Raw genomic sequence first — 23,468 nt, forward strand, 5'->3', positions numbered from 1 at the left:
TTCAGCGCGCCCTTGGAGTCAACGAAGAACACCTTGCCGATGGACTTCGGCAGGTTGATGTTCTTGACCTTCGCGGCGGCCTTCTTCTCTTCACCGGTCGGCTTGACCTCGCCGGGCTTGCCGTCGGGGGTGTAGCCACCACCGGCGTTGAGCTTCGGCGTGGCCTTGGTCTCCCAGGTGTAGGGGGTGGCCTTGGCCAGGTTGTTCGTGACGCCGTTGGCTGCGAGCCAGAACTTGGCGACGTCGACCGCGGCCGGGGCGTCCTTGGCCATGGTGTCGTAGGCCCAGTCCGGGGCGGCGTTGGCGGTGCCGGCCAGACCAGCGGCGAGCAGTCCGGTGGCCAGAACGGCGCCACCGGCGGGGAGGAGGATGCGCTTCAAGGGAACTCCTTGGTCTGATGTGGGACGCCTCTTGCGTCCCAAACCTCAGTAAAGGGATTGCCAGAAACATACAGCGCAGATCTTGAACACCGGAAGCCGGTTCGAGGGGGAAGGGGGGAACCCGGCGGCCCGAGACCGTTTCGTGATGTTTAGACACCTCTGCTGCCGATATTGCGATAGAGGTTGGACAGAGTTGTTTCCGCAGGTAGAGGTAAGCGTGAGGCGAAAGTGACTGATGGGGTGTGATCGATCTGTCAGGGCGAGTCATGATCGACATGTGATGCAGATCACATTAGATTGATGGCACCGATTTCGGAGCGGGCACGTCTAACGCCCTCACATCCGGTCGGAAAAACTTCCGGATCGCCCCGTGCAACGCTTTTCGGCCCCGGAAAACGGGTGCGGGACCCGGCGCCGCGCGCCGGGTCCCGCGAATGGTCGGGGCAAGGGCCCCTCAGGAGATGCGAGTCACCTGTAGAGCTCGCCGTTCGGGCCGACGATCCTGCCGGACCACACGTTGGCGGCCTTCTTGTAGATGTCGGCGGTCTCGCCGTCGAAGTACGGCGAGGTGATGAGGTCGTAGCGGTCGTTCTGGTCCTGGTCGCCGAACAGGCTGGTGACGCCGTTGACGAGCCCCAGGCGGGTGGAACTGCTGTACTGCGAGATCCACGGTCCGCCGTCGGCGCCCGGGGTGAGGGCGCCCTTGAGGCCGACGTGCTCCTCGACCTTGTGCGCCGCGGAGACGTACTCCTTGCCCGACGTCTTGCCGTACACGTACTTGGGCGTCACGCCGGTGTAGGGCTTGTTGCCGTCGGGGTGCGGGGCGGTGGGGTAGCCGAAGGCGTAGACGGTCTTGCCGGTCCTCTGGTTCCAGGTGAAGCCCTGGCCTCCGACGTTGTCGCCGAGGCGGCCGACGTCCTTCGACAGCAGGATGTGGTAGCGCGAGCCACGTGACCACTTGGGGCCGCTGAACCCGTTGTACTCACGCTTGGTGACCTGCTTGACCCCGTTGAAGGCGACGCCGTTGTAGACCGTGACGAAGGCGTAGTCCTTGTCGTAGTCCTCGTAGTTGGCGAAGTCGTAGTGCGTCCACGCCGACTTGCCGACGTAGATGCCCCACGGGGTCTTGCCCTGGTAGTAGCCGGGGACGAAGACCCACTTGTCGAGGGTGTCGCTGTTGCTGCCCGGGTCGTAGACGCAGTGGCCGGCCGTGGCGACGAGGTTGCGGTACCTGCCCTGGATCGAGGTGGCCGAGCACCACCGGTACTCGCCGTTGACGACGAAGAACACCTTGCCGATGGTCCTGGGCAGGTTGACGTTCTTGGCGGTCGACGGGGTGCCCTTCTGCGAGCCGGTCGGACCGACGCTGCCGGGCCTGCCGTCGGGGGAGAAGCCGCCGCCGACCTTCATCTTCGGCGCCCCGGGGTCGGGGTTGTAGACCGTCGCCTTCTTGAGGGCGGCGAAGTTCGAGGCCGCCCAGAAGTTGATGACCGAAACGGCCGAGGCGTTGTTCCTCGCCATCGGGTCGGTCGCCCAGTCGGGGGCCGCCTGGGCGGTGCCGACCAGGGTGGTGGTCAGCAGGGCGGTGGCGGCTGCGACGCCACCGAGGGGGAGAAGAGAGTGCTTCAAAAGACGAGCTCCTTGCGCTGCAACGTTCCCGGACATCCGGGAACTGCGGGACGACAAGCAACCTATGCAGCGATCGGCGGAGCAAACCCCGTATAAGGGTCTCTTAAGTGTCTCTTAAGGCGGCGTTATGATCGGGGCGCCTGCTGGGTCGCGGCCCAGTGGTAGACGACATAGGTCGACGCGATGAAGTACGGCGAGGAGATCCTGTCGAACCTGCGGTCGGTGTTGACGTCCCAGGCGAAGCTGTTGACGCCGTTGAGGTAGCCGAGTCCGTTGCGGTAGGAGATCAGCCAGGGACCGCCGCTCGCGCCGTTGGTGAAACCGCAGGTCAGGGCGATGCCCTGCTCGACCAGGCGGGTGGGGGCCTTCACCTTGATGGTGCGCCCGTCGCACCACTTCAGCCGCTGACCGTCGTAGGGCCGATAGCCGTCGGGGTGCGGGGCGGCGGGATAGCCGAAGGCGACCGTGGACAGGCCGGTGCCGCGGTTGGTCACCATGCCCTGCCCGCCGACGTTGTCCTCCAGGCTCCCGACGCTCTCCATCTCGTAGCTGCCGGACGTCTTGCCGGCCTTCCACTTGAAGCCGTCGTGCACGGTGACGAACGCGTAGTCGTAGTCGTAGTCGCCCTGGCCGACGAAGTCCTCATGCAGGTTGAGCGAGTGGCCGACGTAGATCCCGTACGGTGTGTTGCCCTTGTCGTAGCCGGGGATGAAGATCCAGTACTCGGCCTGGCTGCCCGTCTTGGCGTCGTAGGCGCAGTGCCCGGCCGTCGCGACCAGATTACGGTTGGCCGCCGCCACGGAGGAGGCGGAGCACCAGTAGTCCTTGGCGCCGATCCGGAAGAACACCTTGCCCACGGTCACCGGTGAGCCGCCGGAGGACGGGACCCGCTTCTTCGGGAGAGTGGGCTTGACGACCGGCGCGGCCTTCCCGGACGTGGTGGAGCTCTTCCCGCCAGTGGTCGCGCCGCTCTCCCCGCTGCCGGATGCCGCGGCGGCCGTGGCGCTTCCCGGCGTGGCGCTTCCCGAGGGGCCGCTGGAGGAGGGAGACGCGGAAGGGGGAGACGCGGAGGAGGGAGGATTGCCGGGCGTGGCCGGCACGTTGTCCATCGCCTGCTTGAGCCTGGCCGGGCTCCAGTACTCCGCGATCCGCTTCATGTCGGCGCTGCTCTTGGTCAGCGTGATCGAGGTGATCCCGTTGGGGGGGCCGTACAGCGGGGCGGCCGCCGCGCTCCCGGCGAACGCGAACGTCATGGTCACACAGGCGGCGACCAGCCCGCCGAGTGTGGCCGTGAGCCGCCGAGCGCGGGAGGGCATGGGGGGATCCTTTCCGGGGACCGGGGAGTTTCTGGTGGCTACCAGGGGCGTAAGGGGTGATTTTTCCAGATCAACTTGGTTTTGGGCAGTTCGTTGGACCGATCCGCTCTTACTCTGTTACCTGATCAGTGTGCCTGACGGTGTATAAGCACCCCGTGAAGGTGGAAAAAGGGGCCCGATGTGCACCGGGCCCCTTCTCGTTCACGAAGCCTGTGCCTAGGCGGGAAGCTTCCCGGTCCAGAGGTTGGCGGCGTGCTTGTAGATGCCGTACGTCTCACCGTTGAAGTACGGGGTGGTGACGCGGTCGTAGCGCTTGTTGCCGTCGCTGTCGATCGTGAGGCTCACGACACCGTTGAGGTAACCGGTCCGCTTGGCGTTCTTGTACTGCAGCAGGAAGGGTCCGCCGCTCGCGCCAGGGGTGAAGGCGCACTTGATCGCCTGGTGCTCCTCGGCCTTGTAGGCCGCCACGACGGGCGCGGCGGTGGTCGTGCCGTAGCACCACTTCTGGGTGTGACCGGAGTACGGCTTGTTGCCGTCGAGGTGGGCCGAGGTCGGGTAGCCGAACGTGAAGACCTTCTTGCCCAGCTTCTGGTTCCAGCTGAAGCCCTGGCCGCCGACGTTGTCGCCGAGACGGCCCGCGTCGGCCACCGTCGAGATGTAGTGACGGTAGATCACGTACTTCACGGACGCAGTCTTCTTGATGTACTTCACCACGAAGTAGTACGTGATGGTGTAGTTGCCCTTGGAATCGATCTTCCGGTAGCCAAGGCCCTTGTAGCTGTCGTACTCGGTCTTGGTGACGTGGTCGACGCGGGTCTCGAGCTTGGAGCCGGCCTTGGGCCAGTCGGACTGCGGCAGGTCCTTGCCCTTGAGTGTGACCTTGTCGTTCTTCAGGCCGTAGACCTCGCCGGCGACCTTCTCCCAGGTCCACTTGTCCGTCTCGGTGGCGACGGCGAGGGCACCCTTGAACTGGGGGCCGACCTCGTCGTCGGAGGAGACGTTCTCGACCTTGCCCAGGCCGCCCTTCTGGGTCCACTTGTCGTAGGTCTCGAAGTCGACCGTGGTGGCCGACTCACGGCCGACGCCGCCCTTGTCCATGTGCGCCTTGAAGGTCTTGTAGTCGACCTCCTTCTCGGGCTGCTGCTTGATGCCGTTGTAGACGTTGACGAAGGCGTAGTCGTAGTCGTAGTCCTCGTAGACCGTGAAGTCGTCGTGGGTGTTGACCTTGGCGCCGACGTAGATGCCCCAGGGAGCCTTGCCCTGGTAGTAGCCGGGGATGAACACGAAGTTGCCGTACGGCTTGTTCGTGTCGGTGTCGTAGACGCAGTGGGCCGCGGTGGCGACCAGGTTGCGGAACTTCGACTGCACGGCGGTGCCGGAGCACCAACGCTCCTTGCCCTTGTCGTCGACGAAGAAGACCTTGCCGACGGTGATGGGGAGGTTCACGTTCCGCGACTTGCCGGCGCTCTTGCCGCCCTCACCGGTGGGGGCGACGACACCGGGCTTGCCGTCGGCGGCGGCCTTGGCGGCGCCCGTCTTGGTCAGCTTGGCGGAGACGGTGGAGTCGGCGGTGTAGGTCGCCGCGGACTTGAGCTTCGATGCCGTCCAGTAGCCCGCGATGGCCTTCGCGTTACCGGAGGGGGTGAGGGCCGACGACTTGATGTCGGGGTTGGCCGTGCTCGCCTGAGCGGTGGCGGGGAGGGTGGCGCCGATCATCGTGGCGGCGGCGAGGGCACCGCCCACGGGGAGGATGAGGCGCTTGGCTCGGGAGTTCAATGAAGCTCCTTCTTTGTCATGGGTCGTCGCTCGGGACGGCAACCCACGCATGCGTAAAGAGACAAGAGGTGACCGTACTCGGTAAAGATGGGTTAAAAAGCTATAAAACGGGCAGTCAGTTGGACCGTTATATTTTTGTTACAGAATCCGTGGAACCGGGAACCCGTGGGGACCGTCTGATCTACTTCATCTTGATCGGCGCCTCCGCCGCGGGTCATGTGACCGTATGAACTGGGGAAACACCGGGGCTGGTAGCCGTCTCACGAGTGCGGGAGAGGGCAGGCTGGGTCGCGGCATCCGCGTCACACGTCATCGGGGGATCTCATGCGGCGTCGTCTTCTCTGCCTGGCTCTCGCCGGCCTCCTCCAGTTCTCGGGCACGGCCACAGCGTCCGCAGTGTCCGCAGTGTCCATGCCGCCCCGCGACCCCGTTCCCGGACCGCAGAAGACGTGGCCGTTTCCGCGTCCCGATGACCGGGGACCGCAGGTGACGAGACCGCTCCCGCTCCATCCGGGCGAGCCCGCCCAGATCATGCCCGCACCGGTGAGACCGTTTCCCGGGGAAATGCCCTCGCGGGGCGGCAAGGTGCTCGTGGTGAGCCTCGCGCGGGGAGAGAAGCCTCTGCCCGCGCTCGGACACGCCCTGCTGCTGTGCGATCGGCCCGGCGGCACCCACCCCGACGCGGTCCACGCGTGCGCGGTGCTCGCCAACCTGCTGGGCGATCCCGGCAAGCTCAGGCCGAGGCCGGGGGTGGCCTGCACGTTGGAGTACGACCCGGTCACGGTGACCGCCACCGGGATCTGGAACGGTCGCTTCATCCGGTTCGAACGCACCTACGGCAGCCTCTGCTCGATGCGGGCCGCCACCGGCCCCCTCTTCGCCCTCACGGACGACCTCGGGAAGTCGGTGGGTGCGTAGAACGTTCCCGTACGGGTGGCGGCCTTCCCCGAAGCGATCCGGAGACCGGATTCGTGGTTGGCCGCCACCCGTACGGGACGGGTCCTCCTCGTTCACTCCGGCCGGCCGAATGGCCTTACAGCCGGCCGGAGCGCGCGAGTCAGCTGGTCCAGCGGTTGGCCGCGGTCTTGTAGACCTTGTAGGTGTCGCCGTTGAAGTACGGCGAGGAGATCTTGTCGTACCGGTCGTTCTTGTCGGTGTCCCAGGCGATGCTGTTCACGCCGATCAGGTAGCCGGTCCGGCTGGAGTTCTTGTACTTGTAGATCCAGGGGCCGCCGCTCGCGCCCGAGGTGAAGGCGCACTTGAAGCCGACGTGCTCCTGGACGTTGTACTTCGGCGCGGCCGGCATGGCGCCGGTCGTGCCGTAGCACCACTTCATCGTGCGGCCGGAGAAGGGCTTGTCACCGTCGGGGTGCAGGCCGGCCGGGTAGCCGAAGGAGAAGACGGAGTTCTTCACCTTCTGGTTCCAGGCGAAGCCCTGCCCGCCGACGTTGTCGCCGAGACGGCCGACGTTCTTGATGATCGGCTGCCACTTGCCGTCCTTGTCCTTCTCCCAGTTCACCTTGAACCCGGAGTGGACGTTGACGAAGGCGTAGTCGTAGTCGTAGTCCTCCTTCACCACGAAGTCGTCGTGCGCGTTGAACCACTTGGCCGCGTAGATGCCGTAGGGGTTCTTGCCGTCCCACGCCTGGTTGCCGTCCCAGTAGGACGGGATGAAGATCCAGTTGTCGTAGAACTGGTTGGTCTTCACGTCGTAGACGCAGTGTGCGGAGGTGGCGACCACGTTGCGGTACTTGCCCTGGACCGAACTGCCTGAGCAGTACTTCCAGCTCTTCGGGTCCGCCGGGTTGGCGCCGGGCAGGGTGAAGAAGATGCGCCCGACGGTGTTGGGCAGGTTCACCTGCTTGCTCTTGGCGGACTTGGTGCCCTCCGCGCCGATCGGCGGGACCGACCCGCCGGGGCCGTCGGGGCCCGCGGCGTTGGAGGACTTGCCGCCCTTGACGCTCAGGTCGACGTCGCCGGTGGCGTCGGTGGCCTTGCGCATGCGCTCGGGCGACCAGAAGGCGGTGGCCTCGCCTGCCGTCTCGGAGGCGGCGGAACTGACCACGTCCTTGGGGGCCGTACCGGCGTTGGCACCGGTGGTGGCGCCGATCACTCCGGCGATCATGAGAACGCCGGTGAGGGGGATCGTGAGGCGCCGTGCTCGGGAATTCATGAAGCTCCTTTCGTTCTCAGCGGGGAGACGGGACTTCTCCTCGCCGGGAAAACGATCGGAACGTTACTGACTGGATCGAGCACTCGGCGGGAATTGACGGGAAAAAGTCTCGGCCGGTTCCATCCGATGCTGTCTCGTTATTTAAATAGCTATTTGTTATAGCTTAACGAATAGGCATTTCAGCAGCTCACCATAGCTGCGTGGCGGGCTCCGAGGCATCGCCGGCACCATCGGTAACAGCGATTATCCAGAGTTTCTCAAGTAACTCCGACACCTTCCGACCGTGGAGCGAAGTGACGTTCTTGATGCTGTGTCGCGGCTTCTCGTGGTCATTCTCCGGGAGACGGTACAGGGTTCTCGCGGACGCGAGAGCGATATTGGAACACGGGTCCCGCGACACGGATGTCGCACCACGGCCCCCGGAACACGGCCCCCGGCCCTCGCGCATCGGACTCCGGAGCACAGGCTCGGACGTCGAAGTCCCGCTCTCGTGCATCGGCCCCCGCAACACGGGCTCGGACGTCGTGCATCGGGCACCGGAACACAGACGTCGGGGCACCGGACGCGGCGGGCCGGGTGACCCGGCGGTGCGGCGGCACCTTCCCCGTGGGCATCGAATCTGATTCGTGACGGTACTGACACGGGTGCCGAGACCGCCGAGCCCCGAAGATGGGGCCGAGAACCGTACCTTCCGCAGGAGGCGGCCGAAGACGTGGCCGGTGGGCAGCACGACATCATCGAGGCGAGGTCCCAGGGGGGTCCGTGGCGCTGGATCGCCGGCGCGGCGCTGGTCGCACTCGTGGCGTGGAACCTGCTGACGGGCCGGGAGCCGGACGTGGTTCCGCCGCCCCCGCCGCAGCCGGTGCCCACCCGGGCGAGCGTCGTCGCGGAGCAGGTCCCGAACGTGCTTCACCCGCGGTTTCGCCAGGAGGGCGGCAGGGAGATCATCGACGTGGTCTTCCCCGACGGCTCGGCGGCGGAGGTGAGCTATCCGGCGGAGGTGGGACTCGCCAAGCTGGGGGTGCGGCCCGCGATGTCGGGCCGGCTCGACGGCGACCCCGGTCCTTACCGGCAACTGAACGTGCCGTCGGGAGGCCCGTCGGGGGTATCCCAGGGACGGCCGATGATCCGGCAGCTGGTCAAGGGGGTCACGCTCTGGCCTCCCATGAGCGCGGCCGAGGGGGAGGTGCTGCTGTTCGCGTTCGACCCGTGGTTCGTGGCGCTACGCGACCTCAAGAACGGCATGCCCTTCGAGCAGCGGATGCTCTGGGCGCGCAACCTGCGCGGCAGGGTGACCAAGGGCGGCTACCTCGTGCTCGACGCCAGGCCCCCGCTGCGGCTGGCCGCGCGGGGAGAGACCCTGCGCGGTGAGCCGCTGGGGCCGCAGCTGTGGTTCGGCGGGGCCAGGGAGACGCTGCTGGTGCTGGCTCCGATCCCCGGCTGCGACGTCGCGTCGATCGAACTCTCCGTCATCGAGCGGCGGCGCCGCTTCTCCGCCGAGACCTGCCAGGACGACGTGTACGTCGCGGCCTCGGGGGAGCAAGGACACGTCGAGCGGACGATGGCGGGCATAACCGTCAGGCGGACGACGTAGGGGGGCCGATCGCACGGGCCGCGTTCGCGGTGGCCGTCGCGGGCGTGCGGGGACGGGCTCGCGGATCGCGTGTCGTCGTGTGACCGGCGCGGGGGACACCCCGTTCGCGGTGGACCCGACGCGGACGGCGTAGGGTGCGGCCATGTTCGCTGTAACCGCCACGCGGATCGATCCCGACAATCCTCTCGACGGTCTCACGCTCGGTGAGCGCCCGGAACCCAAGGTTCCCGACGGGTGGGCCACCGTCACGGTGAGAGCCGCCTCGCTCAACCATCACGACCTGTTCAGTCTGCGGGGGGTGGGGCTTCGCGAGGAGCAACTCCCGATGGTGCTCGGCGCCGACGCCGCCGGGCTGGACGAGGACGGCAACGAGGTCATCGTGCACTCGGTGATCGGCAGCGGGGCCGACGAGACACTCGACCCGAAGCGCTCCCTGCTCTCGGAGAAGTACGACGGCACCTTCGCCGAGCGGGTCACCGTGCCCCGGCGCAACCTCGTGCCCAAGCCCGCCGGGCTCAGCTTCGAGGAGGCCGCCTGCCTGCCGACCGCCTGGCTGACCGCCTTCCGCATGCTGTTCGACAAGGCGGGCCTTGAGCCGGGCTCGACCGTGCTGGTCCAGGGCGCGGGCGGCGGAGTGGCCACCGCGCTGATCCTGCTGGGCCGGGCCGGGGGATACCGGGTCTGGGTGACCAGTCGTTCGGAGAGCAAGCGGGCGCGGGCTCTGGAGTTGGGCGCCGACCAGGCGTTCGAGAGCGGTGCCCGGCTGCCCGAGCGGGTCGACGCGGTGATGGAGACCGTCGGCCAGGCCACCTGGGGGCACTCGCTGAAGGCGCTGCGTCCCGGCGGCCGGATCGTGGTCTCCGGCGCGACCAGCGGTGCGGTCCCGCCGGCCGACCTGAACCGCGTCTTCTTCCTGCAGCTTTCCGTGATCGGCTCCACCATGGGCACCCGCGACCAGTTGGGCAGGCTGGCCCGCTTCCTGGAGCAGACCGGCACTCGCCCGCTGATCGACCGCGTCCTGCCGATGACCGAGGCGCGCGAGGGCTTCGCGGCGATGTACGAGGGCGAGCTCTTCGGAAAGGTCGTCTTCACCCTGCCGGGATGAGCCCGGCCGATCCCGTGGGTCGTCCGGGCGGTCGCACGGGTCGCCCGGCCTCGTGGGGCGACCCGGGGAACCCTGGGCGCGGCCTGTCCCCTGGCCGGCCGGGCCCACGGGCCGGCGGATCCGCCGGCTCACCGGCTCCGGGGCCGCCATCTCATGGAGACCGTCGGGCGCGGTACGTCACGACCGGCGGGTGCCGTACGGGGCACCGCCGCAGATCATCGGAGCGTTTCGCGGATGCGGCGGGCCGCGTCGTACAGGGCGTCCTGGGCGGTCGCGAGGGTCTCCTCGCTGACCTGCGCGGACGCCGCGTCCCTGCGGACCTCCTCGACGAACTCGGCGAGCATCTGCCCGAGCCGGGCGTCTCCCGCGCGCGACCCCTCGCCGGTGAAGCCGTCGGCCCAGACGCGCTTCCACTCGTCCTTCCACGCGTCGGTCTGGCGCTGCCACTCCTGTTTCTGGCGCTGCCATTCCGTCTTCTGCTCGCGCCAGACCCTGCGCGAGTCCTGCTCGGAGCCCTGGCGGACGTCGCGCGCCATCTGGGTGAGCTCCTCGCGCAGCGACTTGACCGTGTCGCGCACGTCCTCCTTCACCTCGCGGGCGATGTCGCGGACGGAGTCGGAGATCTCCTGCTCCAGGTCGGCGAGCTCGTCGAGCCGCCCGTTGAGCTCGGCGCGGCCCCGGTCGCTGATGGTGAAGACCTTCTTGCCGTCCACGACCTCGTGGGTGACGAGGCCCTCCTCCTCCAGACGGGCGAGGCGCGGGTAGATCGTGCCGGGAGAGGGTGAGTAGACGCCGAGGAAGCGGTCCTGGAGGAGCCGGATCACCTCGTAGCCGTGACGCGGGCTCTCCTCCAGCAGCTTCAGGAGGTAGAGCCGGAGCCTTCCGTGGCCGAAGACCGGGCTCATGCCTGTGATCCCTTCAGGAGGGTGACGTCGGCGGAGACGGTGTTGGCCGTGAGTGAGGCCATGCCGCCGCCGATCCGGCCGCCCAGTGTCTTCGCGCCGGGCTGGACGGAGTGGTCGAGCTCGGTGAAGCCGGTGTCGAGTCTGCCCGAGGTGGAACGGAGCTTGACATCGGTCTCGACCGTGTACGGGAGCCGGAGCACGATGTCGCCGGAGACGCTGTTCATCGTGACGTGGCCGGTCGGCGGGAGCTCCAGATCGGCGGTGATTTTGCCGGAGATGGTGGTGACGCTCAGCCGCCGGGGTGTGCCCTGGGCGACGGTCAGCTCGCCGGAGACGCTCTTGAACGAGAGGTCTCCGACCAGGCCGCGGCTCTCCACGGCGCCGGAGACGGTGTCGGCGTTGATCTCGCCGCTCACCCCGTCGAGCACGATCTCGCCGGAGACGCTTTTGACCGAGGTGCGGTCCTCGAACCCGGCGACGACCGCGGACGCGGAGACCACGCCCACGTTGACCGGGCAGTTCTTCGGCACGGTCAGGGTCAGCGTGGCCCTGCGGCGCCCGGGGCGAAGCCAGCCCAGCAGACCGTCCCAGGTGAGGTCCTTGTAGGTGACGGTGAGCGTGCCGTCGTCGTCGTGGGTGACGAGCAACGGCGGGCTGTCGACCTCGGTGACCTCAAGTGTGGGAGGGCCGTCGCTGGCCAGCACCGCCAGCTTTCCCGCCACGATCCGCACGTTGAGTTTTCTCACGGAGTCGAAGGTGAGCTGCTCTGGTTTCTCGATCGTCCACTGCCGCATGTGCGTGACCTCCTTCTGGTGAACACGATATGTCGCGTCCACCAGAAGGTCAAGATATATCGTGTTTTTGTCAGTCGTCCTCGTCGTCCAGCCGCGCCAGCCAGGTGGCGAGCCGTTCCACCGGCGTCTCGAAGTCGGGGTTCAGATCCACGAACTCGCGCAGGCGCTCGGCGAGCCACACCACGGTGACCTCCTCCTCGCCCCGGCGCGCGACCAGCTCCTCGATGCCCCGATCGGTGAAATACATCACGTTCTCCTTCAGTGACGCTGATGACGCCGTGGTCATCGTCGCGATCTCGCGGTGACGCCCGCGACAACGGGGAAGTCCCCCGCAAGGGCTCCTGCGGGGGACTTCCGGGTGACGCCTGTCTTGGACCTGCCGGTCGCCTAGCCGAAGATCTCGCCGAGCATCTGCTGCAGCTCGACCTCGTGGGTGGAGTGCGAGCCGGTCGCCGGGGAGGAGTTGGCCTTGCGGGAGACCCGCTTGATCGAACGCCCGCCGAAGACACCCGGATTCTCGGCCATCTTCAGCCCCAGGAACGGCCACGGACCCATGTTGAGCGGCTCGTCCTGCGCCCACACCAGCTCGATGTCGGCGGAGTAGCGGCTCAGCTCGGCCTCCAGCGGGTCGCCGGGGAACGGGTAGAGCCGCTCAAGGCGGACGATCGCCACGTCGTTGCGGCCCTGCTTGTCGCGGGCCGCCGCGAGGTCGTAGTAGAGCTTGCCGGAGACCAGCACGACCTTGCGCACCTCGGCCGGGGGAGCCGTGGTGTCGCCGAGCACCGGCCGGAACGACCCCGAGGTGAAGTCGCTCACCGCCGAGATCGCCGCCTTGTGCCGCAGCAGCGACTTGGGCGTGAACACCACCAGCGGGCGGTGCCGGTTCGACAGCGTCTGCCAGCGCAGCAGGTGGAAGTAGTTGGCCGGGAGCGTGGGCTGGGCCACGGTCATGTTGTCCTGGGCGCACATCTGCAGGAAGCGCTCGATGCGGGCCGAGGAGTGGTCGGGGCCCTGACCCTCGTAGCCGTGCGGCAGCAGCAGGACGACGCCGGAGCGCTGGCCCCACTTCTGCTCACCCGAGGTGATGTACTCGTCGATGATCGACTGGGCGCCGTTGACGAAGTCGCCGAACTGCGCCTCCCAGGCGACCAGCGCCTCGGGCCGCTCCACGCTGTAGCCGTACTCGAAGCCGAGCGCGGCGTACTCGCTCAGCAGGGAGTCGTAGACGTAGAACTTCGTGGTGCCCTGGTTGAACGTCTTGAGCGGGGTGTGCTCCTCGCCCGTGACACGGTCGACCAGCACGGCGTGCCGCTGGGTGAACGTGCCGCGCCGCGAGTCCTGGCCGACGAGGCGGACCGGGTGGCCGTCGATCAGCAGCGAGCCGAAGGCGAGGGTCTCGCCCATGCCCCAGTCGATGCGGTCCTCGGCGACCATCTGCCCGCGACGCTGCAGCACCGGCAGCAGGCGCGGGTGGACGGTGAAGCCCTCGGGCATGTTGAGCTGGGTCTCCACGATCCGCTTGACGACCTCTTCGGAGACGGCCGTCTTGACGTCCTCGTGTGACCAGGGGACGGTCTCCATGTCGACCGGACGGGAGAACTCGCCCGTCGGGTCCTTGGCCGCCGCGCGGGTCTCGGCGAAGGCGTTCTCCAGCTTGGCCTGGTAGTCGCGGAGCGCGCCCTCGGCCTCCTCCACCGTGATGTCGCCCCGGCCGATCAGCGCCTCGGTGTAGAGCTTGCGGGTGGAGCGCTTGGCGTCGATCAGGTCGTACATCAGCGGCTGGGTGAAGCCCGGGTTGTCGGACTCGTTGTGGCCGCGGCGCCGGTAGCAGATGAGGTCGATCACCACGTCCTTGCGGAACGCCTGGCGGTACTCGAACGCGAGCCTGCCGACCCTGACCACGGCCTCGGGGTCGTCGCCGTTGACGTGGAAGATCGGGGCCTGGATCATCCGGGCCACGTCGGTGGCGTACACGCTGGAACGCGAGCTGGCCGGGCTGGTGGTGAAGCCGACCTGGTTGTTGACCACGATGTGCACGGTGCCGCCGGTGCGGTAACCCCGCAGCTGCGACAGGTTGAGCGTCTCGGCCACCACGCCCTGGCCCGCGAAGGCCGCGTCGCCGTGGACGAGCACCGGCAGGACGGTGAAGCCCTCCTCGCCGCGCTCCAGGAGGTCCTGCTTGGCGCGGACCACGCCCTCCAGGACCGGGTCGACCGTCTCCAGGTGGGAGGGGTTGGCCACGACCGAGGTCTTGAGCTTGGAGCCGTCGGGCGAGACGAAGTCGCCGCCGGCGCCCAGGTGGTACTTCACGTCACCGGAGCCGTGGGCGCTGCGCGGGTCGATGTTGCCCTCGAACTCGCCGAAGATCTGCCCGTACGACTTGCCGACGATGTTGGCGAGCACGTTGAGGCGCCCGCGGTGGGCCATGCCGATCACGGCCTCGTCGAGCCGCTCCTCGGCCGCGGAGCTCAGCACCGAGTCGAGCAGCGGGATCAGCGACTCGCCGCCTTCCAACGAGAAGCGCTTCTGCCCGACGAACTTCGTCTGCAGGAACGTCTCGAACGCCTCGGCGGTGTTCAGCCGCTCCAGGACGCGCAGCTGCTCGGTGCGGTCGGGCTTGGCGTGCGGGCGCTCGATGCGTGCCTGGATCCAGGCACGCTCCTCGGGGTTCTGCATGTGCATGTACTCGACGCCGATGGTGCGGCAGTAGGAGTCACGCAGCACGCCGAGGATCTCGCGCAGCTTCATCAGGGGCCGGCCGCCGAAGCCGCCGGTGGCGAACTCGCGCTCCAGGTCCCACAGGGTCAGGCCGTGCGACTTGATGTCGAGGTCGGGGTGCTTGCGCTGCTTGTACTCCAGCGGGTCGGTGTCGGCCATGAGGTGGCCGCGGACCCGGAAGGCGTGGATGAGCTCGATGACCCGGGCCGACTTCGCCACGTCGTCGTCGTGGGTGGTCGAGATGTCCTGCACCCAGCGGATCGGCTCGTACGGGATCCGGAGGGCTTCGAAGATCTCGTCGTAGAAGCCGTCCTCGCCGAGCAGCAGCCGGTGGACCTGCCGCAGGAAGTCGCCCGACTGGGCGCCCTGGATGATGCGGTGGTCGTACGTGCTGGTGATCGTCATGACCTTGCTCACCGCGAGGCGGGAGAGCGTGTCGGGGGAGGCCCCCTGGTACTCGGCGGGGTATTCCATCGCGCCGACGCCGATGATCGTGCCCTGTCCCGGCATCAGGCGCGGCACCGAGTGCACGGTGCCGATGGTGCCCGGGTTGGTCAGCGAGATCGTCGTGCCACTGAAGTCGTCGACCCCCAGCTTGCCCGCCCTCGCCTTGCGCACGACCTCTTCGTAGGCGACCCAGAACTGGCGGAAGTCCATCCCCTCGGTCGCCTTGATCGACGGCACCAGGAGCTGGCGGGTGCCGTCGCTCTTGGCGACGTCGATGGCGAGGCCCAGGTTGACGTGCTCGGGCTTGACCAGCACCGGCTTGCCGTCGACCTCGGAGTAGGAGTGGTTCATCTCCGGCAGGACCTTGAGGGCCTTGATCACCGCGTAGCCGATGATGTGCGTGAACGACACCTTGCCGCCGCGGCCGCGGGACAGGTGGTTGTTGATCACAATCCGGTTGTCGATGAGGAGCTTCGCCGGGACCGCGCGCACGCTGGTCGCCGTCGGGACAACGAGACTGGCCTCCATGTTGGCCGCGGTCCTCGCGGCGGCGCCGCGCAGTCGGACTTCCTCGGCACCGGCGGGGGCGGGCAACTGCGTCTCCTGCTTGGGTCGGGCGGCCGGGGCGGGCTTGGCCGCCGCCGGTGCCGGGGTCGTCGCCGCGGGGGCCGGGGTGGCCCGAGCCGCGGCCGGAGGGGCCGAGGGCGCAGCGGGTGTCGGTGGAGCGGACGCGGCGGCGGCCGCCCCCTGGGATGCGGCGGCATCGCCGGATCCCGAACGGGGCGCGGCGGCACGGCCGGACCCCGAATCAGGGCTGTAGTCGGCAAAGAAGTTCCACCAGGCCCGGTCGACCGACTCGGGGTCCTGGAGGTACTTCTGGTACAGCTCGTCGACAAGCCATTCGTTCTGACCAAAGGCTGCCAGCGGGTTTGTCCGCGACGACTCAGACGACACGGCGGAAATCGCCCTCTTCCGCAGATCGGCGTTGATGATAGAGAACCTGTCCAAGGCTACTCGCCTTGGCTCGGACCTGCGCCAGTCTGACGGCAGCTTCCTTGCCGATCCTCTCAGTACGGGTTAAAACGGTCACTCACCGGGTAACCGTTTACTCGCTGAGCCGCTGGTCAGCCCGGTACGGCGCGCATGATCAGCTCGGCCAGATCAGCCGGGACTCCACCCGTATCCCCGGAGTGACATCTTCGAGAAGCCCGGCCAGCTCGTCCCCGGCCGCGCGAAGCTCCTCCGCCGACAGGGGCGCGAGCCGCTCCAGCAGGAACAGCGCGTCCGTCGTCTCCTCGGTGATCCGGGTGCGGACGCACTGCCGCCAGTTCCAGCGGCGGCAGGTGACGCCCCTGTCGTCGCGCCAGACGACCTCGCCGGCCTCCGGACGGTCGATCGCGGGCTCGCCCTTCTCGACGACCTCGAACGGCTCGTCGCCGCTCGCGCGCACCAGCCTCGCCGTTCCCTCGTAGCGGGCGAGGTCCTCCCCGCCGATCGGCAGGCCGTGCCTGACGCTGATCGCGTTGTAGGCGTCGACCACCCGGTTGATCTCCGGCGGCGGCATCCGCCTGACCAGCGCGTCCACCGACGGCCTGGTCCGCTGCGGCTTCGCCCCGAACCCCCGGTAGGCCTCCCGCCACGACTCGATCCTCGGGTCGTCGGTCGCCACGGCCTTCTCCGCCGCCTCCGCCAGCCAGGCCCGCGACCTGTCGTCGGTGGGCCCGTTGCGCAGCCCGTACACCCCCATCACCAGCACCCCGAAGTCGGGCCTGAGCGCGCTGACGGCGGGATCCACCCGGATGTCCTCGATCACGGCCCCAGTTTAGGGCGCCCTCACCACCTTGAAGTGGCGTCAGGCGGCCGCGTGGGGGGTGAAGGTGACGTTCAACTCGGCGTCCAGTGCTCTCGCCAGGCGCCGGAGCAGCGCCAAAGTCGGGGTGCCCCCCCCTGTTTCCAGACGGGCCACCTGCGGTTGGGTCATTCCGGCCCGCTCGGCCAGTTCGGCCTGGGAAAGGCCGAGCTCCGTCCGGCGGTTGTAGACCTGCTGACCCAGAAGCAACGCCTCACGGGCCTCCTGGTAGACGTCGGCTCGGCGCTCGGCGCCCGTCCGCTCCCACGTGTTGTGAGCTGTGTTGTGAGCCATGCCCCACTCAGTCCTTCCAGACGCGGTCATAGACCTCCGAGGCGACCACATGAAGATTCTCACATTCGACCTGTGCCCGACGAGCGCGTTCAACCTGACCGGTCTCCTTGCGGCGTGTCTTGGTGAAGACGGTGAGAAGGACGATCCGCCGTCCAGGAGCGAGCCAGTAGGTGATTCTGGCCTGACGGCGCGTGAGCGAGAGGCGCAGCTCACGCACTTTGCCTCCGAGGTGCCTGGAGTACGGCTCGTCGAGCGTCTCGGCCTGTTCGGAGAGGAGGTCGGCCAGGGCTTCGACCTTGACGTAATCACGCTCGGACAGCGACTCGAGCCACGTTCGGATCTCGGGCTCGATCTCGATGACATATAGCCTCACGGTCCGTGAGGCTATATGTCATCGACCATATGATCCGTGATACCTCAACATTGATAAGCGCAGGTCACGGGCTTGAGCTTCTGATTGTGGACGTATGGGCTCACATCACCCGGGTCACGTGCAGAGGTTGCCGTTGAGGAGGAAGCGGTCCGGTCGGGGGTTGGGGCCGGGGGCGTCGGCGCCAAGGAAGCCGAAGGTGATCGATCCGCCGGGCTTGATGGTCTTGTTCCAGGCGAGGTTCTTCGCGGTCACGGTCGAGCCGTCCTGGGTGATCGCGGTGCTCCAGTGCTGCCGTACGCTCTGGCCGCCCAGGAAGGACCAGCTGAGGGTCCAGCCGTCGATCGCCTCGGTCCCGTTGTTGGTGAGGGTGACCTGGGTGTTGAACCCGTCGGGCCACTGGCCGTGGTTGGTGTAGGTGACCTTGCACGTACCGGGGGCGGCGGCGGGGGTCTCGAGGTAGGAGGCGATCCAGGCGAGCGGGGAGTTCCAGTTGATCGTCAGCTCGTTGGTGGACCACGACTCGATGTCGTCGATGTAGCAGAACTGGGGCTTGCAGCCCTGCAGCTTCGCCTGGGCGACCGGGTCCTGGATGGAGGAGTTCGGGCCTCCGGCCAGGGTGCCGCGCGGCGGGTTGGGCAGGGACGGGTCGAGCTGGTGGGCGTACCAGCGGCTGTGCTGGTTCTTGGAGGCGACCTCGCCGTAGCCGGTCACGTACGACTGGTTGAGCGCGTTGCGGCCGAAGATGTAGTCCAGCCCCTCAAGCACCCCCTCGTGGTACTTCGCCTCGCCGCTCAGGTCGTGGGCGACGGCCATCACGACCATGTTGTTGATCACCTGGTGGCTGGAACCCCAGTCGTACTCCGCCGGGTTGTAGGGAACGCCGTACGGGTGGGCCTTCTGGACGGCGAGATACTTGTCCGCGCCTTCCAGGATCGACTCGCGCACCCGCGCCCGGTCGGGGAGCGCGTTGGGCACGGTCGCCAGCTGCAGGCGGCCGAGCTGGGCGGTGTTGCCCCAGTCGAAGCCCCGGTCGCGCCAGATGTCGCCGGTGTGGTGCGGCGAGGCGAGCACGTAGTCCTTGAACTCCTTCTCGCCGGTGGCGATATAGAGCTCGGCGGCGGCCCAGTAGAACTCGTCGGTCACGTTGTCGTCGTTGTAGGCGCCGCCGCCTGTCCCGTCGGCGGGGTCCGCGTACCGGGTGGGGTTCGCCTTCGCCGCAGCCCACGCCTTCCTCGCCGCGGCGAGGTTGCGCGCGGCGAACGCGGCGTCGTAGGGGGCGAAGAGACGGGCGGCCTGGGCCGCCGTGGCGGCCAGGTTGAGGGTGGCGGCCGTGGAGACCGGGTGCAGCTCGCGCGGCTGGGGGTCCAGGTGGGGCATGAGGGGCAGGCCGGTCCACGCGGCGTCGTGGATCTTGTGGTGGGCCATTCCCGCGTACGGCTTCCCGTCGGGGACCTGCATGCTGAGCAGGAACTCCTGCTCCCAGCGGGCCTCGTCGAGGATGTCGGGCACCCCGTTGCCGCTCTCGGGGATGTCGAGATCGCCGTCCTTGTGGACGCCGTCGGTCTTGGCGCGCTCGAAGGCGGACATCAGCTGGTGGACGGAGACGCCGCCGTTGACGACGTACTTGCCGTGGTCACCCGCGTCGTACCAGCCGCCCTTGACGTTCAGCGTGTAGTCGCAGACTCCCGGCTGGCAGGGCACCTCGATGTCACCCTTGTTGGGGGCGACCCCGATGTGCCCGGCGGGCCTTCCGTAGCCGGGGCGGAGCTCGTCGAGGATCGGGATGCCGCTGCGCTGGGTGTAGTAGAACTTCAGCGCGTCGGTCCTGAGGTCGCTGTAGACGTCCGCGCCGATGTCGAAGGGCCGGCTGGTCTCGCCGTCGGCCTCCAGGGTGTAGCCGGTGCCGGGCGTGGTGACCGTGCCGAAGTCGATCGAGTGCACGTTCTGGCCCGAGCTCTCGTCGACACCGCGCGGGAGGGTGTCACCCTCGGCGACGGTCTCCCCGCCGCGCTTGAGCTTCCAGCCGGTCGACTCCGTCTTCTCGGTGACGAGGGTGGCGTTCTTCGGCCCGGAGGGCAGGTAGCCGACCATGTTCACCCGAACGCGGGGTCCGGTGTCCGGCTCGTAGACCTCGGGCTCGGCACCGCCCTTCAGTGAGACGTTGTCCACGCAGAACCTCCAGGGGGTGGCGCTGCCCCCGATTTGGAACGCCACCTGCCCGTTCGGCAGGTCCACGGGAGAGGTGAAGGTGTAGCGGTAGTCGTTACCGGACACGCTCAGCTCGGGATTGGCCGCCAGATACTGCGTGTAGGGGTCCACCGGCAGCTGGACGAGGGCCTTGGCCACCCGGCCGGGCGTCGCGATCCCGAAGAAGGAGAACTCGTACGTCTCGTCCTTGACCAGGGGGATGTCGTTCTGGCCGACGATGACGTCCCACGGGTTGACGGTGTTACCGGGGACGTCGGCGCACAGGCGGCCGTCTTCGACCTCCAGCGTGGTGTTGCCGGTGCTCCACCAGGGGGCGGTGCCGCTGTCGAAGGTGCCGTTGACGATCTGTTCTGGGCCGTCGGCCACTGCGGGCAGGGGGGTCAGGGTCATCATGGTCACGGCCGTGGCGAGGGCGAGCCAGGCGGGAGGTCTGCGCACGGAGGATCCTTTGGGCGGGGGGAGGTTCCAGGTTGTGGGAGCACGGGTCCGAGGATCCCGGTCGGAGAGATCCAAGTGGGAGCGCTCCCACAACCTGGGTGCCCGATGTTTCCAGCGCATTTCGCCGATCGTCAACCGTTACCCCTCCCGACCCGCCCGCCGACCCGGGGAATGACCGATTTGTCGGATGAAACTTTCACGTCACCGAGGCATTTCCTCAGGGAGCGGTCCAGTCGATCTCCGGCCCCCGTGGCACGATCCCGCTGGGGTTGACGTTCGTCTGGGTCACGAAGTAGTGCCGCTTGATCTGATCGAAGTCGGTCGTGTCGCGGAACGCGGGGATGGCGTACAGCTCGCGGGCGTAGGCCCACAGGACCGGATAGTCGCTCAGTCGCCGAACCGAGCACTTGAAGTGCGAGTTGTAGACGGCGTCGAACCTGGCGAGCGTCGGGTAGAGCCGCACGTCGCTTTCGGTGAGCGCGTCGCCGTGCAGGCGGCGGCGGGTGGACAGCCGCTCCTCAAGCAGGTCGAGCGTGGCGAACACGTCGGTGACCGCCTCGTCGTACGCCTCCTGCGAGCGGGCGAACCCGGCGCGGTAGACACCGTTGTTGAGCCCCTGGAAGATCACCTCGTTGAGCGCGTCGATCTCCTCGCGCAGCTCCCGCGGGTAGAGGTCGGGCGCGCCCTCGGCGTGCCAGGGCGCGAAGGTCGTCTCCAGGGTGAGGGTGATCTGCGGGTAGTCGTTGGTGACCATGCGCCCGGCGGTGATGTCCCAGACGCAGGGCACCGTGTAGCGGCCCTCGTAGCCGGGGTCGGTCGCCAGATAGAGCTCGGAGAGGTACTCCACCCCGGTCACCGGGTCGCCCCCGGGGATCCGCCAGCCCTTCTCGTCCCTGATCGGGTCGACGATCGTCACCCCGACCACCTCCCGCAGGCCCAGCAGCTCGCGGACGATGAGCGAGCGGTGCGCCCAGGGGCAGGCGTAGGAGGCGTAGATCTGGTAGCGGCCCGGCTCGGGCGGGTGCTCGCCGCCCTCCTCGATCCGCGCCGTGAACCGGTTCGGCTGCCTCTCGAAGCGGCCGCCGGAGATCTCCTTTTCCAGTTTCATCCTTCGACGGTACGTGACCTTCGGGGGGCGTGATCCGGCCGGTCGTACGTTCCTCGTGAGGTATTTCATGTACAACCAGTAGGAAATATTGACTTGCCGCCGGGGGGTGCGTAGTTTCTCTGTTATGGGCGTCTATCTGACTCGGTGCACGCACGTCGATCTCTGCCGCGTGTTCAGCGCGCAGTGTCCGTGATCACGAATCGACCCGCAGTCTCCTCCCATATCTCACAGGACGCATATCGTGCTCAAGATCGGACATGTTCCCGCCCTCGGCGGCACCCGTCTCGGGGGTGCCCGATGAAGCTCAGAATCCAGGGGGTCGGCAAGGAGTTCGCCGGCCGTGACACCCGGCGTTCCTTCGCCGCCCTCGCCGGCGTCGACCTCGACGTACGGGAGGGGGAGCTGCTCACCCTCGTCGGGCCGAGCGGCTGCGGTAAGTCCACCCTCCTCGACCTGATCGCGGGGCTCGCCGCCCCGACCGCCGGACGGATCCTGCTGGACGGGATCCCCCTCGAAGGGCCCGGCCTCGACCGGGGGGTCGTCCTGCGGCAGTACGCGCTGTTCCCCTGGCGCACCGCGCTGTCCAACATCGAGTTCGCGCTGGAGGGCAGGGCCGCCACGAGGCGGGAGCGCGCCGACCTGGCCAGGGAGTATCTGGACCTGGTGGGGCTGGGCGGGCTCGGCGACCGCTACCCCCATGAGCTCGCCCACGGCATGCCCCAGCGCGTCGCCATCGCCAGGAGCCTCGCGACGGATCCGGCCCTGCTGCTGCTCGACGAGCCGTTCGCCGCGCTGGACGCCGGGACCCGGGAGTCGCTCCAGGAGGAGCTGCTGCGAATCTGGCAGAAGACCGGCACGACGCTCCTGTTCGCCACCCGGAGCCTCGACGAGGCCGTCTATCTCGGCCGGCGGGTCGCGGTGATGACCGCCAGGCCCGGCCGGATCAGGGGGGTCGTCGAGGTGGATCTCGGCGCCCGCGAAGGTGACCCGAGGGGTGGTTCCCGCTTCGGCGAGCACCGCCACGAGGTGTGGAGACTTCTCCGTTCCGACATCGACCATGACCAGAAAGCGCCGGTGGCCTCATGAGCATCGTGACCGTGGTGGGAAACCCCCGACCGGGATCGCGCACCCTCGCGGTGGCCGTACGGGCGGCGGAGGCCGTCGCCCTGCGGATCGGGGACGGGGAGGCTCCGGAGGTCGTCGACCTCGCGGTCCTCGCCCCGCTGCTGTTCGCCCCCGAGACGGCGCCGGAGGTGAAGGCCGCGCTGGAACTGGTCGCCGGGGCCGACGTGCTGGTAGTGGCGAGCCCGACCTACAAGGCCACCTACACCGGCCTGCTCAAGGTCTTTCTCGACCGGCTGCCGGGCGGCGCGCTCGCCTCCGCCGTCGCACTTCCGCTCCTGGTGATGGGTGACGCCAAACACTCGCTCGCGGTGGAGGTCCACCTCCGGCCGCTGCTGGTGGAGCTCGGTGCGACCGTTCCCACACCGGGCCTCGCGGTGCTGGAGTCGCGGATTCCCGACCTCGACGCCGTCCTCGGGCCGTGGGCCGACCGGGTCGGCCCGCAGGTGGCCGCGGCGTTCGGGGAAAGGGTCCGTACGTGACACCGGGAAGAGATGACGGACGTAATGGGTTTTGAAAGGTGTCCTTTGTTCCTCGGAGGGGGAAAAGTGACCAAGTGGAGCATCTTGGTGGTACCCCACATCGTCATGAGCGAGGTTTCATGACCGAGACACTGTCGAGCCGCGCGGTCGACGCGGAGAGCTTCCGGCGGGCGCTCGCCGTCCACGCGGCGGGGGTCGTCGTCGTCACCGCGCAGGTGAACGGCGTACCGGTCGGGCTCACCGCCACCTCGTTCTCGTCCGTGAGCCTCACACCCCCGCTGGTCTCCTTCTACGTGGACCGATCCTCCACGACCTGGCCCCGGCTCAGGCAGGCCGATCACTTCGCGGTGAACGTCCTGGCCAGCGACCAGGCCGAGGTCGCCTCACGTTTCGCCAGGAAGGGCGTCGACCGCTTCGCCGCTCCCACCTCCTGGACCCCCGGGCACCTGGGTACCCCACTGCTGGGCGGTGTCTCGGCCCACCTGGTCTGCGCCCCCCACTCCACCGTCGACATCGGCGACCACGTCCTCGTCGTCGGGCTCGTCATCGAGACCGGCCTCGAACCCGGCGGGCGCCCGCTCCTGTATCACCAGGGCCGCTTCGGGCGTTTCATCCCACACACCTGACGTCTTTGACCTCACGGTGATCCTCGCCCGGTCCCGTGGGGATCGGCGACGCCGGATGCCGGGCACGGCGCCGTACGGTTCCCGCCGTGCCCGGCATCCGGATGACCGGGGGCCGCCCGGGGCCGGCATGT

The 23,468-nt window shown here is 68.1% G+C and carries 20 protein-coding genes and 1 pseudogene; 7 read left to right on the forward strand and 14 right to left on the reverse strand.

The genetic code is table 11. From position 1 onward, the window contains the following. The 4 genes and pseudogenes from AB0B96_RS39185 to AB0B96_RS39200 form a co-directional block, all read right to left on the reverse strand. Positions 1-380 (reverse strand): annotated as a pseudogene (locus tag AB0B96_RS39185) (hypothetical protein); the annotation flags it as partial. A gap of 468 nt (positions 381-848) precedes the next feature. Then, a complete protein-coding gene (locus AB0B96_RS39190; protein WP_362907164.1) occupies positions 849-2,009 on the reverse strand; it encodes a hypothetical protein in 1,161 nt (386 codons plus the stop codon). A gap of 125 nt (positions 2,010-2,134) precedes the next feature. Further along, positions 2,135-3,325 (reverse strand): hypothetical protein, encoded by a 1,191-nt coding sequence (locus AB0B96_RS39195; protein WP_362907166.1) that lies wholly within the window; start codon positions 3,323-3,325, stop codon positions 2,135-2,137. Between the two features lie 216 nt (positions 3,326-3,541). Then, complete coding sequence (locus AB0B96_RS39200) at positions 3,542-5,101, reverse strand: hypothetical protein (protein WP_362907168.1); 1,560 nt, start codon at positions 5,099-5,101, stop codon at positions 3,542-3,544. Positions 5,102-5,169: 68 nt separating this feature from the next. Between AB0B96_RS39200 and AB0B96_RS39205 the strand changes: the two genes are divergently transcribed. After that, positions 5,170-5,331, forward strand: a complete 162-nt coding sequence (locus AB0B96_RS39205; RefSeq protein ID WP_362907170.1) for a hypothetical protein — start codon at positions 5,170-5,172, stop codon at positions 5,329-5,331. A 256-nt stretch (positions 5,332-5,587) separates the two neighbouring features. After that, positions 5,588-6,019, forward strand: coding sequence for an SSI family serine proteinase inhibitor (locus tag AB0B96_RS39210; RefSeq protein ID WP_362907172.1), 432 nt, complete (start codon positions 5,588-5,590; stop codon positions 6,017-6,019). A 139-nt stretch (positions 6,020-6,158) separates the two neighbouring features. On the opposite strand, the gene AB0B96_RS39215 is transcribed toward AB0B96_RS39210, so the two are convergent. Next, entirely contained in the window at positions 6,159-7,274 is a 1,116-nt protein-coding gene (locus AB0B96_RS39215; RefSeq protein WP_362907174.1) for a serine protease, read from the reverse strand. 712 nt (positions 7,275-7,986) lie between these two features. Between AB0B96_RS39215 and AB0B96_RS39220 the strand changes: the two genes are divergently transcribed. Continuing rightward, on the forward strand, positions 7,987-8,868 hold the full coding sequence (locus AB0B96_RS39220; RefSeq protein ID WP_362907176.1) for a hypothetical protein: 882 nt from the start codon (positions 7,987-7,989) through the stop codon (positions 8,866-8,868). A gap of 142 nt (positions 8,869-9,010) precedes the next feature. After that, positions 9,011-9,973: a zinc-binding dehydrogenase gene (locus AB0B96_RS39225; protein ID WP_362907178.1), complete on the forward strand. Its 963-nt coding sequence runs from the start codon at positions 9,011-9,013 to the stop codon at positions 9,971-9,973. Between the two features lie 215 nt (positions 9,974-10,188). On the opposite strand, the gene AB0B96_RS39230 is transcribed toward AB0B96_RS39225, so the two are convergent. The 9 genes from AB0B96_RS39230 to AB0B96_RS39270 all read right to left on the reverse strand — a co-directional run bounded on the left by AB0B96_RS39230 (position 10,189) and on the right by AB0B96_RS39270 (position 21,107). After that, complete coding sequence (locus AB0B96_RS39230) at positions 10,189-10,878, reverse strand: helix-turn-helix transcriptional regulator (protein WP_362907180.1); 690 nt, start codon at positions 10,876-10,878, stop codon at positions 10,189-10,191. Continuing rightward, positions 10,875-11,672, reverse strand: coding sequence for a DUF4097 family beta strand repeat-containing protein (locus AB0B96_RS39235; RefSeq protein WP_350949753.1), 798 nt, complete (start codon positions 11,670-11,672; stop codon positions 10,875-10,877). The genes AB0B96_RS39230 and AB0B96_RS39235 overlap by 4 nt, the downstream gene beginning before the upstream one ends. A 70-nt stretch (positions 11,673-11,742) precedes the next feature. Beyond that, entirely contained in the window at positions 11,743-11,919 is a 177-nt protein-coding gene (locus AB0B96_RS39240; protein ID WP_329094229.1) for a DUF6104 family protein, read from the reverse strand. Positions 11,920-12,059: 140 nt separating this feature from the next. Further along, positions 12,060-15,791 carry a multifunctional oxoglutarate decarboxylase/oxoglutarate dehydrogenase thiamine pyrophosphate-binding subunit/dihydrolipoyllysine-residue succinyltransferase subunit gene (locus AB0B96_RS39245; protein ID WP_350949752.1) on the reverse strand — a complete coding sequence of 1,244 codons (3,732 nt, stop codon included), beginning with the start codon at positions 15,789-15,791 and terminating at the stop codon, positions 12,060-12,062. A gap of 193 nt (positions 15,792-15,984) precedes the next feature. Continuing rightward, on the reverse strand, positions 15,985-16,650 hold the full coding sequence (locus tag AB0B96_RS39250; RefSeq protein WP_362907183.1) for a phenylalanine--tRNA ligase beta subunit-related protein: 666 nt from the start codon (positions 16,648-16,650) through the stop codon (positions 15,985-15,987). 39 nt (positions 16,651-16,689) lie between these two features. Further along, a complete protein-coding gene (locus AB0B96_RS39255; RefSeq protein WP_350949750.1) occupies positions 16,690-16,980 on the reverse strand; it encodes a helix-turn-helix domain-containing protein in 291 nt (96 codons plus the stop codon). Between the two features lie 7 nt (positions 16,981-16,987). Continuing rightward, complete coding sequence (locus AB0B96_RS39260; RefSeq protein ID WP_362907186.1) at positions 16,988-17,353, reverse strand: type II toxin-antitoxin system RelE/ParE family toxin; 366 nt, start codon at positions 17,351-17,353, stop codon at positions 16,988-16,990. A gap of 114 nt (positions 17,354-17,467) precedes the next feature. Next, the gene (locus AB0B96_RS39265; RefSeq protein ID WP_362907206.1) at positions 17,468-19,954 is read right to left on the reverse strand and encodes a glycoside hydrolase family 9 protein; all 2,487 of its coding nucleotides are present in this window, start codon (positions 19,952-19,954) and stop codon (positions 17,468-17,470) included. 262 nt (positions 19,955-20,216) lie between these two features. Further along, the gene (locus tag AB0B96_RS39270) at positions 20,217-21,107 is read right to left on the reverse strand and encodes a glutathione S-transferase C-terminal domain-containing protein (RefSeq protein ID WP_362907188.1); all 891 of its coding nucleotides are present in this window, start codon (positions 21,105-21,107) and stop codon (positions 20,217-20,219) included. A 297-nt stretch (positions 21,108-21,404) separates the two neighbouring features. Between AB0B96_RS39270 and AB0B96_RS39275 the strand changes: the two genes are divergently transcribed. The 3 genes from AB0B96_RS39275 (at position 21,405) to AB0B96_RS39285 (ending at position 23,337) form a co-directional block, all read left to right on the forward strand. Further along, entirely contained in the window at positions 21,405-22,193 is a 789-nt protein-coding gene (locus AB0B96_RS39275) for an ABC transporter ATP-binding protein (RefSeq protein WP_362907190.1), read from the forward strand. Continuing rightward, the gene (locus AB0B96_RS39280) at positions 22,190-22,711 is read left to right on the forward strand and encodes an NADPH-dependent FMN reductase (RefSeq protein ID WP_350949747.1); all 522 of its coding nucleotides are present in this window, start codon (positions 22,190-22,192) and stop codon (positions 22,709-22,711) included. Before AB0B96_RS39275 ends, AB0B96_RS39280 begins: the two co-directional genes overlap by 4 nt. A gap of 119 nt (positions 22,712-22,830) precedes the next feature. Continuing rightward, positions 22,831-23,337, forward strand: coding sequence for a flavin reductase family protein (locus AB0B96_RS39285; protein ID WP_362907192.1), 507 nt, complete (start codon positions 22,831-22,833; stop codon positions 23,335-23,337). Positions 23,338-23,468 lie beyond the last annotated feature (131 nt).

The sequence above is a fragment of the Streptosporangium sp. NPDC049046 genome (assembly GCF_040649155.1).
Taxonomy (GTDB): Bacteria; Actinomycetota; Actinomycetes; order Streptosporangiales; family Streptosporangiaceae; genus Streptosporangium.

Bases quoted from the DNA above. Each gene is read 5' to 3' on its own strand.
- AB0B96_RS39285 (WP_362907192.1), top strand. From the start codon at position 22,831: ATGACCGAGACACTGTCGAGCCGCGCGGTCGACGCGGAGAGCTTCCGG.
- AB0B96_RS39230 (WP_362907180.1), bottom strand. From the start codon at position 10,878: ATGAGCCCGGTCTTCGGCCACGGAAGGCTCCGGCTCTACCTCCTGAAG.
- AB0B96_RS39280 (WP_350949747.1), top strand. From the start codon at position 22,190: ATGAGCATCGTGACCGTGGTGGGAAACCCCCGACCGGGATCGCGCACC.
- AB0B96_RS39275 (WP_362907190.1), top strand. From the start codon at position 21,405: ATGAAGCTCAGAATCCAGGGGGTCGGCAAGGAGTTCGCCGGCCGTGAC.
- AB0B96_RS39235 (WP_350949753.1), bottom strand. From the start codon at position 11,672: ATGCGGCAGTGGACGATCGAGAAACCAGAGCAGCTCACCTTCGACTCC.
- AB0B96_RS39255 (WP_350949750.1), bottom strand. From the start codon at position 16,980: ATGGCTCACAACACAGCTCACAACACGTGGGAGCGGACGGGCGCCGAG.
- AB0B96_RS39195 (WP_362907166.1), bottom strand. From the start codon at position 3,325: ATGCCCTCCCGCGCTCGGCGGCTCACGGCCACACTCGGCGGGCTGGTC.
- AB0B96_RS39215 (WP_362907174.1), bottom strand. From the start codon at position 7,274: ATGAATTCCCGAGCACGGCGCCTCACGATCCCCCTCACCGGCGTTCTC.
- AB0B96_RS39240 (WP_329094229.1), bottom strand. From the start codon at position 11,919: ATGTATTTCACCGATCGGGGCATCGAGGAGCTGGTCGCGCGCCGGGGC.
- AB0B96_RS39270 (WP_362907188.1), bottom strand. From the start codon at position 21,107: ATGAAACTGGAAAAGGAGATCTCCGGCGGCCGCTTCGAGAGGCAGCCG.
- AB0B96_RS39225 (WP_362907178.1), top strand. From the start codon at position 9,011: ATGTTCGCTGTAACCGCCACGCGGATCGATCCCGACAATCCTCTCGAC.
- AB0B96_RS39265 (WP_362907206.1), bottom strand. From the start codon at position 19,954: ATGATGACCCTGACCCCCCTGCCCGCAGTGGCCGACGGCCCAGAACAG.